Source organism: Nocardiopsis potens DSM 45234, from assembly GCF_000341105.1.
GTDB lineage: Bacteria > Actinomycetota > Actinomycetes > Streptosporangiales > Streptosporangiaceae > Nocardiopsis_A > Nocardiopsis_A potens.
In genome coordinates, this window is record NZ_ANBB01000014.1 from 93400 (window position 1) to 105553 (window position 12154).

A 12154-nucleotide genomic window follows, 5' to 3' on the forward strand; every position below is an offset into this window, starting at 1 on the left:
CATGGCGATTGCCGCCACCGAACCCGCCGCCACCTCCGCCCGGCCCTTCGGCCCCGCCGCCGCGCTGTCCTGCCGGGAGTGCGGCGAGCGCTACGACCTCGGCCCGAAGTTCGCCTGCGAGTTCTGTTTCGGCCCGCTGGAGGTCGCCTACGACCACGGCGCGGTCACCCGGGAGCAGATCGAGGCCGGGCCGCTGAACATCTGGCGCTACGCCCCCCTGCTGCCCGTCCCGGCCGACGTGGACGAGCTGCCCAACATGAAGCCCGGCCTGACCCCGCTGGTCCGCGCCGACCGCCTCGCCGCCGAGCTGGGCCTGCGCTCGCTGCACGTCAAGGACGACTCCGGCAACCCCACCCACTCCTTCAAGGACCGGGTGGTGGCCATCGCCGTCGAGGCCGCCCGCACCTTCGGGTTCCGCACCCTGTCCTGCTCCTCCACCGGCAACCTGGCCGGCGCGGTGGGCGCCGCGGCCGCCCGCGCCGGCTTCGAGTCCTGCGTGTTCATCCCGGCCGGCCTGGAAGAGGGCAAGGTCGTGATGGCCGCGGTCTACGGCGGCAAGGTCGTCGCCCTGGACGGCAACTACGACGACGTGAACCGGTTCTGCTCCGAGCTCATCGGCGACCCGGCCGGCGAGGACTGGGGCTTCGTCAACGTCAACCTGCGCCCCTACTACGGCGAGGGCTCCAAGACGCTGGCCTACGAGATCGCCGAGCAGCTCGGCTGGCGGCTGCCCGAGCAGATCGTGGTGCCGATCGCGTCCGGCTCCCAGCTCACCAAGATCGACAAGGGCTTCCAGGAGCTGATCAGGCTGGGCCTGGTGGAGGACCGCCCGTACAAGGTCTTCGGCGCCCAGGCCACCGGGTGCTCCCCGGTCGCCCGCGCCTTCGAGCAGGGCCACGACGTGATCCAGCCGGTCAAGCCGGACACCATCGCCAAGTCGCTGGCGATCGGCAACCCGGCGGACGGCCCCTACGTGCTCGACGTGTGCCGGCGCACCGGCGGCGCGGTCGCGCACGTCAGCGACGCCGAGGTGGTCGACTCGATCAAGCTGCTCGCCCGCACCGAGGGGATCTTCGCCGAGACCGCGGGCGGCGTCACCACCGGGGTGCTGCGCAGGCTGCTGGCCGAGGGGGTGCTCGACCCGCAGGCCGAGACGGTGGTGCTGAACACCGGCGACGGCCTGAAGACGCTGAACGCGGTGGACTCCGGCGTCACCGCCACCATCCGGCCGTCCCTGGCCGCCTTCAAGGAGGCCGGCCTGCTCTAGGCCGTGGCCGGGCCCTCCCCCGCGTTGATCTTGGACTTATCGACCGGTCCAGGACCACTTGCCAGTACTGGTTCGCGGACCGGGACCGGTCGATAAGTCCAAGATCAACGCAGAGCCGCTAAGGAGAGACCGCAGCCATGAGCGTCAGTGTCCGAGTCCCCACCATCCTGCGCACCTACACCAAGGACGCCGCCCAGGTGACCGCCGAGGGCGCCACCCTCGACGAGGTCCTGAACAGCCTGGACGCCGACCACCCGGGCATCCGGGCCCGGATCGTCGACGACTCCGGCAAGCTGCGCCGGTTCGTCAACGTCTACGTCGGCGACGAGGACGTCCGGTTCGCCGACGGGCTGGACACCGCCACCGCCGACGGCACCGAGGTGTCGATCATCCCCGCCGTGGCGGGCGGCTGCTGACCGCGGCCCGGCCCTCTTCCGACCGCCGCATCCGGTGCGAACCGGGTGCGGCGGTCGTGTTCCCGGACCTCGGCCGGGACCGGCCGCAACCTGGTTGACCTGCGGGTAACCGCCGGGGGAAACCTCCGCAAGGCGTTTGCACTCGCAGGGGGCGAGTGCTAAAAAGGGGAGTCGTTAGCACTCCGAGACCTGGAGTGCTAATTCGGGATCGAGACGATGAGGCTGCGGCCGCCGGCACCGGAACGCCGACGGGACCGCGGTCGTCCGTCGCGGGCGTCGGCTCGTTCCTTCGCGTATCAGCCCGTCCCGGGAGGACAGGAAGTCTATGGCAGCCAAACTGATCGCGTTCGACGAGGAAGCCCGTCGCGGCCTCGAGCGCGGCATGAACACGCTCGCTGACGCCGTCAAGGTGACGCTCGGCCCCAAGGGCCGCAACGTCGTCCTGGAGAAGAAGTGGGGCGCCCCCACCATCACCAACGACGGCGTCTCCATCGCCAAGGAGATCGAGCTCGAGGAGCCGTACGAGAAGATCGGCGCCGAGCTCGTCAAGGAGGTCGCCAAGAAGACCGACGACGTCGCCGGTGACGGCACCACCACCGCCACCGTGCTGGCCCAGGCCCTGGTGCGCGAGGGTCTGCGCAACGTCGCCGCGGGCGCCAACCCGGTCGGTCTGAAGCGCGGCATCGAGGCCGCCGTCTCCCGCATCAGCGAGGAGCTGGCCAAGCTCTCCAAGGAGATCGAGACCAAGGAGCAGATCGCCTCCACCGCCTCCATCTCCGCCGGCGACACCCAGATCGGCGAGGCCATCGCCGAGGCCATGGACAAGGTCGGCAAGGAAGGCGTCATCACCGTCGAGGAGGGGCAGACCTTCGGGCTCGAGCTGGAGCTCGCCGAGGGCATGCGCTTCGACAAGGGCTACATCTCGCCCTACTTCGCCACCGACCTGGAGCGGATGGAGACGGTCCTCGAGGACCCCTACATCCTCATCGTCAACTCCAAGATCTCCAACAACAACGAGTTCCTCCCCGTTGTGGAGAAGGTCCTGCAGGCCGGCCGTCCGCTGATGGTCATCGCCGAGGACGTCGAGGGCGGCGCCCTGCAGACGCTGGTCGTCAACAAGATCCGCGGCACCTTCAAGTCCGTCGCGGTCAAGGCCCCGGGCTTCGGCGACCGCCGCAAGGCGCAGCTGGGCGACATCGCGGTCCTCACCGGCGGCCAGGTCATCACCGAAGAGGTGGGCCTCAAGCTGGAGAACACCGAGCTGGACATGCTCGGCCGCGCCCGCAAGGTCGTCGTCACCAAGGACGAGACCACCATCGTCGACGGCGCCGGCGACGCCACCGCGATCCAGGGCCGGGTCAACGAGATCCGCTCCGAGATCGAGCGCACCGACTCCGACTACGACCGCGAGAAGCTCCAGGAGCGCCTCGCCCGCCTGGCCGGCGGCGTCGCGGTCATCAAGGCCGGTGCCGCCACCGAGGTGGAGCTCAAGGAGCGCAAGCACCGCATCGAGGACGCCGTCCGCAACGCCAAGGCGGCCGTCGAGGAGGGCATCCTGCCCGGCGGCGGCGTCGCGCTGCTGCAGGCGGGCGTCCCGGCCTTCGAGAAGCTGGAGCTCTCCGGCGACGAGGCCATCGGCGCCGACATCGTGCGCCGCGCCATCGAGGAGCCGCTGAAGCAGATCGCGGTCAACTCGGGCCTCGAGGGCGGGGTCGTGGCCGAGAAGGTCAAGGGCCTGGAGGCGGGTGTCGGCCTGAACGCCGCCACCGGCGAGTACACCGACCTGTTCAAGGACGGCGTCATCGACCCGACCAAGGTCACCCGTTCCGCGCTGCAGAACGCCGCGTCCATCGCGGGCCTGTTCCTGACCACCGAGGCGGTCATCGCGGACAAGCCGGAGAAGCCCGCCGCCGGCGGCGCCGACCCGACGGGCGGCATGGGCGGCATGGACTTCTAGTCCCCGTCCGGTCTGACCGGGTACGCGGTAGCAGCACCCGCGACAGCGAGGGCGGTCCCCGAAAAGGGGGCCGCCCTCCGTCGTGTCCGGAACGGGACCGCCGGCGGCGGGAGGCGAGGGCGGGGAGGGGACCGACCGGCCGGTCCCCTCCCCGCCGTCGCTGCCCGCCTGAACCTTCACCCTGTGGGGCGCCGCGCTCGGGCGGGGCGTCTCTTGATCTCTCGGGCTTCCCGGGTTCCTCGTCGGTGTCGAGGTCGCCGGGGCGTTGCGGGGTGCTGCATCTAGGCGCGGCGGTAGAGGGTGTAGTCGGCGCCGCTGTCGAAGGTGTGTCGGGAGACCGGCTCGAATCGGGCGGGTGCGTAGTCGGCGCCGTCGAACAGGGGCTTGCCGGCGCCGAGGAGGACCGGGTAGCGCTTGATGAAGAGCGCGTCGATCTCGGGCAGCAGCGCAGCGGCCGCCTTCGCTCCGCCGACCAGGCAGATGCCCAGCCCGCCCTCCTCCCGCTTGAGCTCGCGGACCGCCTCCAGCGGGTCGCCGGAGATGAACCGGACCGCCGGGTCCGGGCTGGTGCGGGAGGTGGAGAGCACGTACTCGCGCATGTGCGCATAGGGACGGGTGACGCCCTCGTCCAGGGCGACCCGGTACGAGCCGTAGCCCTGGATCATGGTGTCGAAGCGGCGGTTGGGGCCGAGGTCGAGCCCGTACTGCTCGCGGACGCTCACCGGGACCAGCTCCGGGTACTCGGCGAAGTGGAACGCGCCGGTGTCCTCGGCGTGCGGGAAGCCGTCGAACGAGCCGTCCGGCGCGCAGATGTAGCCGTCGACGGAGACGGCGACGAAGTAGGTGAGTTCACGCATGGGGACCTCCAGGCCGGAACGGGTGCGGTGCCGGGGTGGATCCCGAACCACTTCAGTTATAGTACTTCATGTGTAGTGGTTGCAACCCGTCTCCGAGGAGGACCCCGACCATGGCCAAGAACCCCCGCCGCCGGGCCGAGCTGCTCGACGCCGCGCTCCGGGTGCTCGCCGGGCAGGGCGCGCGCGGGCTGACCTTCCGCGCGGTCGACGCGGAGGCCGGCGTCCCGGCCGGCACCGCGTCGAACTACTTCGCCGGCCGCGACGACCTGCTCAACCAGGCCGGCGGGCACATCTACGTGCGGCTCGCCCCCGACCCCGAGCAGGCCGCCGAGGCGCTGAGCGGCGCGCCCACCAAGGAGCACCTGGCGGACCTGATGCGCTGGATCGTCGGGCGGATGGCGGAGAACCGCACCGTCTACCTGGCGCTGCTGGAGCTGCGCCTGGAGGCGACCCGCCGGCCGGAGCTGCGCGCCACGCTCACCGAGCGGATCCGGGAGGACCTGGAGGCCAACGCCGCCGGGCACGCCGCGTCCGGGATGCCCGGCGGGCGGACCGAGGTGGTGCTGCTCCACCTCGCCCTCAACGGGCTGGTCGCCGAAGTGCTCACGCTCCCCGGGGTGCTCGACGGCGAGTGCGACCCGGACGAGCTGATCGGCCTGATGGTGGACCGCCTGGTCCCCTGAGCGCCGCCCGCCGGGGCCCGGCCTCCTCCGAGCCGGCCCCGGCGCCCGCACCGCCCCGGGGGAAACCCCCAGGTCGAGACGGGTGTGTCCGGGTGTGCTGAGAAATCTCCCAGATAATCGGGGTGAAAATGAGAAATCTGGGAACCCGGTCGGGGGCGGGGGCGTCCAAAGCCGACGTGGAGGATCTTTTCGACACCGTTCCGATCATCGTGAAGCAGCCGAAGCGCTTCTTCGTCGATGAGTCGGAGTACCACTGCTACGACGCCCACGGGCGGCACGTCGCGCACATCTATGAGGAGGGGCTCGACGGGGGGATGCGGGCGCTCCGCTTCCTCGCAGAGAACACCTCGGGCTTCGCGCGCAAGCTGGTGGTGAACGACGCCTACCGGCGCCCGCGGCTGCGGATCCACAAGCAGTGGTCGCTGTGGACGGCGTCGACCGGCATCATGCTGGCCGACGGGACCCCCGTCGGCTACATCGATCAGGACTTCCGGCTGTTCAAGGCGGGCTTCCGGCTGCTGGACGGCTGGAAGCGCCAGGTGGGGATGCTCAACGGGGACTTCTGGGGGTTCCGCTTCCGGATCGACGACGCGAGCGGCCACGAGGTCGCCAAGGTCGATCGCAGCGTCCCCGACCTGGGAGAGTTCTTCACCGCGGCGGACAGCTACGTGCTGTGGCGGCGCTACCCCAACCTGCCCGAGCCGCTGCGGACCCTGGTCCTGGCCGCGGGCATCACGGTCGACCTGGTCCTCGCCGAAGGGAAGTGACGGGCCCGGCCGGGCCCGGAGACCGTCCGGCCGCGCGGCGCCCCGCGGGGCGGCCGGTTCCCACTCTGCGGGAACCGCGGTCAAGAACAGCGAAAAGAATCCGATTTGTCGGATTTGAGAGTTATATTTGCCGGGTTCGGCAGACCCCCGGCCACATCCCCGATCTGTGAATACGGAGCCACCCCCGATGTCCCTCGACACCACCGCGTTCGCCCCCCTGGCCAAGAAGGCGCTGCTGGGCGCCGCCCTCATCGGCGCCGTCACCATGAGCTCCGGCTGCGGCGCGCTGATCAGCGGCATCCAGCAGGCGCAGCAGGAGTCCCAGGGCGCCCCCGAGGCCCCGGACCCCGCGACCGACACCCCGGTCGACGCGCCCAGCGACCCCGCCGCCACCGACGTGCCCGCCGAGGAGGAGGACGTCGCCGCCTTCGACATCGCCGTCGGCGACTGCCTCAACGACGAGAGCATCGTCGGCGAGGTCAGCGAGGTGCCGCTGACCGAGTGCTCCTCCCCGCACGACTCCGAGGTCTACGCCTCCACCACCTCCTCCGCCACCACCTGGCCGGGCGAGGACGGCATGGCCCAGGAGGCGCAGGAGTTCTGCGAGGCCGAGTTCGCCACCTTCATCGGCGTCTCCATCGACCAGTCGATCTACCAGTTCAGCTACTACACCCCGACCCAGGAGGCGTTCGACGCCTTCGACCGGGAGATCTCCTGCGTGGTCTCCGACCCGTCCGGCCAGACCACCGGCAGCCTCGCCGGCGTCGCGCAGTGACCCCGGGCGCCGGGCGGAATGCCCGGCGCCGCGGGGTGTTGTGCTGAACGTGACCTCAGTACAGGAAGCCCCCACCGCCGCTCCCGCCCCCGCCCCCGGCGGGCCGCGGCTCTCCGTCCTGGACCGCTCCAGCATCCGCGAGGGGCGGGACCCCTCCGGGGCGGTGCGCGAGACCGTCGAGTTCGCCCGCGCCGCCGAAGAGCTCGGCTACCACCGGTTCTGGGTCTCCGAGCACCACGGGGTGCCCGGCCTGGCCGGGCCGGCCCCGGCGGTGCTGGCCATGGCGGTCGCCGAGCGCACCTCCTCGATCCGGGTCGGCACCGGCGGCGTGATGCTGCCCAACCACCGGCCGCTCGCCGTCGCCGAGTCGTTCGGGGTGCTGGAGTCGCTGCACCCCGGCCGGATCGACATGGGGGTGGGCCGCTCCCTGGCGTTCACCTCCGGCATCCGCCGGGCGCTGGGCACCGGGCGGGACTCCGCCGCGGACTTCCCCGAGCGCCTGGCCGAGCTGCTCGGCTACTTCACCGGGGACCAGCGCGACCACCCCGGGGTCCGGGCCTATCCGGGGGAGGGGCTGCGCCCCTCCCCGTTCCTGCTCGGCACCGGCGAGGGCTCGGCGGAGCTGGCCGGGCGGCTCGGACTGGCCCTGGTCACCGCGCCGGTCCGGGGCGAGGAGGCGATGGCCGGAGTGGTCGCCCGCTACCGGGACGCGTTCCGCCCGTCGGTGTGGGGCGCCGAGCCCTACACGGCGGTCGCGCTCGGCGTCGCGGTCGCGCCGACCGAGGAGGAGGCGCGCCGGCTGCTGGTCCCGGAGGCGTGGGCGCAGGCCCACTCCCGGACCCGGGGCGTCTTCCCGCCGCTGGAGCCCGCCGAGCGGGCCCTGGAGCGGGAGATGACGCCCCGGCAGCGGGAGTACCTGGAGGAGTCGGTCGCCGCGGGCCTGTACGGCACCCCCGACCGGGTCCGCGCCGAGCTGGCCCGGCTGACCGCGCGGATCGGCGCCGAGGAGGTGCTGGTCACGCTGAGCACCTACGACCGGGCGGAGATGCTGGACTCCTACCGGATGCTGGCCGAGGCGGTCGCGCCCGCGCCTTCGCCCGCGTCTCCGCGATGATCTCGGTGCTGCGGCCGCCTCCGGGACGGCCGCAGCACCGAGACCATCGCCTCGGGGGTCAGGTCAGCCGGGACATCGCGGCCCGGTCCTCCTCGCCGAACCGCTCCTCCAGCTCCTCGGGGGAGGCGTCCACGTCGATCCGGCCGACCGGTACGCCGCGGGCGGTCTCGATGGCGCCCAGCCGGCGCAGCGCCCGGTCGGTGGCGTAGCGCAGCAGCTCGCCCTCGGGCAGCTGGTACCGCCGGTCCTCCTCGCTCTCCAGCGGGGTGTCGGCGGAGGCGACGGTGGCCTGCAGATGCGGCAGCAGCTCCTCCAGCCGGTCGGCGACCACCTGCCAGTTGGCGTCGTCGGCGGCGACGTGCCGCCGGCAGGTGAAGGTGCCCCAGGCCATGTGCCGCCGCTCGTCGTCGCCGATCCGGCGGATGATCTCCCGCATGCCGGGGAAGATGTTCCGCGCCGTGCACAGGTGGTTCCAGGAGTAGTAGCCGGTCAGCGCGAGGGCGCCCTCGATGACGTGGTTGTAGGTGACCGAGGCGCGCACCTGGTTGGCCGGGGAGGGGTCGTCGAGCAGCAGGTTCAGCGACTCGGGCAGCTCCCGGTAGAACAGGGCCCGGTAGCCGGGGTTCCGGTCGATGTGGGCGTGCAGGTCCTCGGTGACGCCGACGGCGTCCAGCCAGAGCCGGAACGCCTGGACGTGCTTGGCCTCCTCGAAGGCGAACTGGGTCAGGTACATCTCGTCGCCGATCCGCCCCTCGGCGGCCATCGCCCGGATGAAGGGCTGGATGTCCTCGGTCACGGCCTCCTCTCCGGCGACGAACTGCGCGCACAGCCGGAGGATCCGCTCCCGGGCCTCGTCGCTGAGCCCCTTCCAGTCCTCGGCGTCGGCGGACATGTCGATCGAGGCGGGGTCCCAGAACCTGGCGTTGCCCTTGGCGAACAGCCGCAGCGGGAAGGAGTTCCAGTTCAGCCCGCCGCGGCGGATGGAGTGGAAGCCGTCGCGGGCGGGGGCGGTCTCGGTCATCGGGGGCACCTCCGTGGCCTCGGGGTCGCCCCCCATGATTCGACTCGCTCCGCCGGAATGTAAAGCACCCGGGGGACTTTCCCGCTCGGAAGAGGCGGAACGGCGGCCCGGGGGCGATCCGGCCCGGGCCGGCGGCCGGATGCGGACCGGCCGAAGCGCGCGAGGCGGTACGGTCATGGTGACCGCACCGGCGCCGGGACCGGGCCGGGCGGTTCCGCGACCCGCCCCGCCGACCACCGGGAGAGAACGTGTTCTGTGGCGACCCGCTGGCTCCCGGCTACGCGGACTGCACCCACCAGATGACGATCTTCGCCATCGCCTCCTCCATCCCGGCGATGCTGGCGCTGATCCTGATGGTGGCGGCCTTCGCCACGCCCGCGATGAAGGCCGTGCCGGCGCTGCGCACCCGCACCCTCGGCTACTCGCTCCTGGCCTGGGGCATCGCGGGGTTCACCCTGGTCATGGGGGTTCTTCCGTCGGTGTGAGCCGGGCGCGGCGCCGGATCAGGGCGCCGTGGCGATCATCACCGCGAAGAACGCGACGAACGCGACGATCCCCAGCCCCACCAGGCCGATGTGGATCCAGTTGGAGATCCAGGCGTACCTGGTGAACCGCCGGAACCGCTCGACGTCGTGCTTCTCCGACATCGCGATGACCGCGAACACCATGCCGATGGCGTTGGTGAGCATGCTGCACAGGAGCATGGTGATCAGCGAGACCACCAGCGCGCCGACCGCGCTGCCCTGGCCCGCCTCGATCTCCGGGTCGGTGACCGGGTAGGGGCGGGGCGGGTACGGCGGCGGCTGCGGCCCGTACCCGGGGCCGTGCGGGAAGGACTGCTGGGCGCCGGTCTGGTAGCCGGGAGGCGGGTCGTAGCCTCCGGGGCGCTGGGACGGCCGGGCCGGGGGCCACTCGTCGCTCATGTGTGCTCCGCTCCTCTCGGTGCCGGCGCTCCGGAGCGCCTCGTGGTCAGGACAGCAGGGCCAGGGCCATCATCATGATGCCGAGCAGGACCGCGGCGACCACGGCCAGGTAGACGAGGGTGCAGGCCCAGGTTCGGGCGATGTTCCGCTCCACCGCCTCCGGGTGGCGGGAGCCCACGGCCAGTGCGCCGAAGACCACGCCGGGGACGTTGATCAGCAGGCCGAGCAGCGGGGCCCCGATCAGCAGGCAGAAAAGCGGGAAGAGCAGGCTGAGCAGGGCGCACAGCAGGGCGGCGACGGCGGCCCCGGTCCGGGCCGGAGGCCCGGCGGGGGGTGCCGGAGCGGGCTGCGGGGCGGGTGCGGCCGCGATGCGGTAGCCCTGCGGCACCGGGGCCTGCGGTACCGGGGCCTGCGCCACTGCCGCCGGCGGCGGGGCGGACGGGAGCGGTGCGGAGGCCGGCGCGGCCGCGTGCGGCGGCGCGGCGGTCGGCATGAGGACGGGGCCGTCCTCCCAGAACCGCTCGGTGGCGGGCCGGTGCCCCTGCATGAGTTCCCCTCCTCCCGGGTGATCGGCTCATCGGAGCGGCGTCCCCGGGGCGCTTGCGATCCCCACGGCGATGGCGATCAGCAGGAAGCCGGTCAAAACGCCGATGCCCATCGTATTCCAGGCGTTGCGGCGCAGCCTATGCCGCAACGCCTCGTCGGAGACGATCGACATGTTGACCGCGAACACGATCGCGATCACCCCGCACACCGGGTTGCAGCAGGCCGTCATCGCGATCGCGGCGGTGAGCGTCGAGGCGTAGCCCGGGACGGTCTCCGCGGCGCCGCCGGCCGCGGCCTCGGTGGCGGCGGTGCGCTGCTCCGCGACGGTGTCGTACTCGGCCCCGGGCGGCGGCGCCATGCCGTCGAGCGGGTCGTAGTCCTCCGGGTCCGGAGGCGGTGCGATGCCGTCGTAGGGGTCGTGCACGGGGCGCCCTCCAGGGAGTTCTCCGTCTCGCCCCTCCGATGGGCGCCCGGGCGGCGCGGGTTCCCCGGCGGCCGGATCCGGCCGCCGGGCGGCCCCGGGGCGATGGCCGGGGCGCCATCGGAGCGCTCCGATGGCGCCCCGGCCATCGAGTGAGGAGGACGCAGGGCCCGGCGGCGGCGCCGGGCCTCAGTACAGGACGTTGCCGGGGACGAACCCCTGCACCCAGGAGCCCGCCTGGGTGAACATCCACAGGGTGAGCACGGCCATGACGAAGAACATCACGGCAGCCGCGCCCAGGCAGTACCAGGAGTACCGGGTCAGCGTCTCGGCCTCCTCGTACAGGCCGCGGTCGCGCTTGTGCCCGGCACGCACCGCGAACACGATGCCGACCACGCCGAAGATCCAGTTGGCGCAGCAGAGGAAGGTCATCGCGTGCAGGATGAGCGCCATGGTGGAGCTGCTGGCGCCGCCGCCCGGGGCGGGGGCCGGGCGCTCGGCGCGGGCTTCGCGGTCCTCCTCGGCTCCGCGGTCCTCGCGCACCTCGCGGGCCTCGCGGGTCTCACGGCCGGTGTCCGCCCCGCGGTCCCCGTGGTCCCGGTGGCCTCCGCGGTCCCGGCGGTCCCCGCGGGGCCGGGAGCCGGTGCCGGGCCGGCGCTCCGGGGCGGTTCCGCGCTCCGCTCGCTCCGCGCGGCCCGCGTGTTCCTCTCGGTCCGCGCGCCCCTCCCGCTCCTCGGCGGGGGCCGGGGGGCGGTCCGCGCGGTCCTCGGCCCGCTCCCGCCGGGGCGGCTCCTGCCGGGCGGGCCCCTCGGGTCTGCGGGGGCGCCGGGGCGGTGGCTCGTCACGGGGGGACGCGGCGCCGGGCGGCAGCTGCGGGTCGCTCATCGCGGCCGACCCTTTCTGTTTCTCGGGGGCCTTCGAGGTCCCTCCTATCTCACCAGAAGGCCCGATCCCGTGCAGGGCCGGGATTCCGCTCGGCCGTGGCCGGATCAGTCGAAGTCGATGCGGACCGAGTGGACGGTGAGCAGCGGCGGGATCCACTGGGTGGCGTCGCGCCCCGCGCCGAGCGCGACCCCGGTGCAGTCCGGGCCGGAGTAGAGCGCGTAGTCCGCGATCGGGTCGGCGTCGGCGTAGCCCACCGGGCGGGGCGCGGCGAAGGTGTGGCAGCCGTCCTCGACCTCCAGCACGGTGTGGCCGAGGCCGGGGGCCGCGTAGAGCTCCAGGGTGCCGGAGCCGGCGGTCGCGGCGCCGGCCGCGGGGGCCGTGCTGAGCAGGAGCCCGGTGAGGGCGGCGGCCAGGGCGGCGGAGCCGGGTGCGCGCATGTCGGCCTCTCTCGTCGGTGCGGACCGGGGCGGGCGGCCCCGGTCGTCGGGGCAAGGGGGCAGGGCCCATTCATACACCGCGGAG

General features: G+C 72.8%; 15 protein-coding genes. 8 read left to right on the plus strand and 7 right to left on the minus strand.

Annotation, left to right across the window (positions count from 1 at the left end; translation table 11 throughout):
- Nucleotide 1 precedes the first annotated feature (1 nt).
- The 3 genes from thrC (at nucleotide 2) to groL (ending at nucleotide 3640) form a co-directional block, all read left to right on the plus strand.
- Nucleotides 2–1267, plus strand: coding sequence for a threonine synthase (gene thrC, locus D459_RS0105575; protein WP_017592011.1), 1266 nt, complete (start codon nucleotides 2–4; stop codon nucleotides 1265–1267).
- 137 nt (nucleotides 1268–1404) lie between these two features.
- Nucleotides 1405–1683 (plus strand): MoaD/ThiS family protein, encoded by a 279-nt coding sequence (locus D459_RS0105580; RefSeq protein ID WP_017592012.1) that lies wholly within the window; start codon nucleotides 1405–1407, stop codon nucleotides 1681–1683.
- Nucleotides 1684–2008: 325 nt separating this feature from the next.
- Nucleotides 2009–3640, plus strand: a complete 1632-nt coding sequence (gene groL / locus D459_RS0105585) for a chaperonin GroEL (RefSeq protein WP_017592013.1) — start codon at nucleotides 2009–2011, stop codon at nucleotides 3638–3640.
- A 281-nt stretch (nucleotides 3641–3921) separates the two neighbouring features.
- On the opposite strand, the gene D459_RS0105590 is transcribed toward groL, so the two are convergent.
- Nucleotides 3922–4497 carry a dihydrofolate reductase family protein gene (locus D459_RS0105590; protein WP_017592014.1) on the minus strand — a complete coding sequence of 192 codons (576 nt, stop codon included), beginning with the start codon at nucleotides 4495–4497 and terminating at the stop codon, nucleotides 3922–3924.
- Nucleotides 4498–4607: 110 nt separating this feature from the next.
- Here D459_RS0105590 and D459_RS0105595 point away from each other — a divergent pair, with 110 nt between their 5' ends.
- From D459_RS0105595 to D459_RS0105610, 4 genes are all read left to right on the plus strand, one after another.
- Nucleotides 4608–5180, plus strand: a complete 573-nt coding sequence (locus tag D459_RS0105595) for a TetR/AcrR family transcriptional regulator (protein WP_017592015.1) — start codon at nucleotides 4608–4610, stop codon at nucleotides 5178–5180.
- A 128-nt stretch (nucleotides 5181–5308) separates the two neighbouring features.
- A complete protein-coding gene (locus D459_RS0105600) occupies nucleotides 5309–5947 on the plus strand; it encodes a phospholipid scramblase-related protein (RefSeq protein WP_051065319.1) in 639 nt (212 codons plus the stop codon).
- A gap of 187 nt (nucleotides 5948–6134) precedes the next feature.
- Nucleotides 6135–6722 carry a septum formation family protein gene (locus tag D459_RS0105605; protein ID WP_017592017.1) on the plus strand — a complete coding sequence of 196 codons (588 nt, stop codon included), beginning with the start codon at nucleotides 6135–6137 and terminating at the stop codon, nucleotides 6720–6722.
- Nucleotides 6723–6771: 49 nt separating this feature from the next.
- The gene (locus D459_RS0105610; protein ID WP_051065322.1) at nucleotides 6772–7836 is read left to right on the plus strand and encodes an LLM class flavin-dependent oxidoreductase; all 1065 of its coding nucleotides are present in this window, start codon (nucleotides 6772–6774) and stop codon (nucleotides 7834–7836) included.
- A gap of 58 nt (nucleotides 7837–7894) precedes the next feature.
- On the opposite strand, the gene D459_RS0105615 is transcribed toward D459_RS0105610, so the two are convergent.
- On the minus strand, nucleotides 7895–8857 hold the full coding sequence (locus tag D459_RS0105615) for a R2-like ligand-binding oxidase (RefSeq protein WP_026120082.1): 963 nt from the start codon (nucleotides 8855–8857) through the stop codon (nucleotides 7895–7897).
- 248 nt (nucleotides 8858–9105) lie between these two features.
- Between D459_RS0105615 and D459_RS0105620 the strand changes: the two genes are divergently transcribed.
- Complete coding sequence (locus D459_RS0105620) at nucleotides 9106–9342, plus strand: hypothetical protein (RefSeq protein WP_017592020.1); 237 nt, start codon at nucleotides 9106–9108, stop codon at nucleotides 9340–9342.
- Nucleotides 9343–9360: 18 nt separating this feature from the next.
- On the opposite strand, the gene D459_RS30855 is transcribed toward D459_RS0105620, so the two are convergent.
- From D459_RS30855 to D459_RS0105645, 5 genes are all read right to left on the minus strand, one after another.
- Entirely contained in the window at nucleotides 9361–9780 is a 420-nt protein-coding gene (locus D459_RS30855) for a hypothetical protein (RefSeq protein ID WP_017592021.1), read from the minus strand.
- Nucleotides 9781–9826: 46 nt separating this feature from the next.
- Nucleotides 9827–10327 carry a hypothetical protein gene (locus tag D459_RS37325; RefSeq protein WP_026120083.1) on the minus strand — a complete coding sequence of 167 codons (501 nt, stop codon included), beginning with the start codon at nucleotides 10325–10327 and terminating at the stop codon, nucleotides 9827–9829.
- A gap of 27 nt (nucleotides 10328–10354) precedes the next feature.
- Nucleotides 10355–10750: a hypothetical protein gene (locus D459_RS36340; RefSeq protein WP_017592022.1), complete on the minus strand. Its 396-nt coding sequence runs from the start codon at nucleotides 10748–10750 to the stop codon at nucleotides 10355–10357.
- A 186-nt stretch (nucleotides 10751–10936) separates the two neighbouring features.
- A complete protein-coding gene (locus D459_RS30865; protein WP_040709344.1) occupies nucleotides 10937–11290 on the minus strand; it encodes a CD225/dispanin family protein in 354 nt (117 codons plus the stop codon).
- Between the two features lie 446 nt (nucleotides 11291–11736).
- Nucleotides 11737–12069: a hypothetical protein gene (locus D459_RS0105645; protein ID WP_017592023.1), complete on the minus strand. Its 333-nt coding sequence runs from the start codon at nucleotides 12067–12069 to the stop codon at nucleotides 11737–11739.
- Nucleotides 12070–12154: the final 85 nt, after the last annotated feature.

Excerpts from the sequence above, each read along its gene's own strand:
- thrC (WP_017592011.1), top strand. The coding sequence starts at position 2 with ATGGCGATTGCCGCCACCGAACCCGCCGCCACCTCCGCCCGGCCCTTC.
- D459_RS0105580 (WP_017592012.1), top strand. The coding sequence starts at position 1,405 with ATGAGCGTCAGTGTCCGAGTCCCCACCATCCTGCGCACCTACACCAAG.
- groL (WP_017592013.1), top strand. The coding sequence starts at position 2,009 with ATGGCAGCCAAACTGATCGCGTTCGACGAGGAAGCCCGTCGCGGCCTC.
- D459_RS0105590 (WP_017592014.1), bottom strand. The coding sequence starts at position 4,497 with ATGCGTGAACTCACCTACTTCGTCGCCGTCTCCGTCGACGGCTACATC.
- D459_RS0105595 (WP_017592015.1), top strand. The coding sequence starts at position 4,608 with ATGGCCAAGAACCCCCGCCGCCGGGCCGAGCTGCTCGACGCCGCGCTC.
- D459_RS0105600 (WP_051065319.1), top strand. The coding sequence starts at position 5,309 with ATGAGAAATCTGGGAACCCGGTCGGGGGCGGGGGCGTCCAAAGCCGAC.
- D459_RS0105605 (WP_017592017.1), top strand. The coding sequence starts at position 6,135 with ATGTCCCTCGACACCACCGCGTTCGCCCCCCTGGCCAAGAAGGCGCTG.
- D459_RS0105615 (WP_026120082.1), bottom strand. The coding sequence starts at position 8,857 with ATGACCGAGACCGCCCCCGCCCGCGACGGCTTCCACTCCATCCGCCGC.
- D459_RS30855 (WP_017592021.1), bottom strand. The coding sequence starts at position 9,780 with ATGAGCGACGAGTGGCCCCCGGCCCGGCCGTCCCAGCGCCCCGGAGGC.
- D459_RS37325 (WP_026120083.1), bottom strand. The coding sequence starts at position 10,327 with ATGCAGGGGCACCGGCCCGCCACCGAGCGGTTCTGGGAGGACGGCCCC.
- D459_RS0105645 (WP_017592023.1), bottom strand. The coding sequence starts at position 12,069 with ATGCGCGCACCCGGCTCCGCCGCCCTGGCCGCCGCCCTCACCGGGCTC.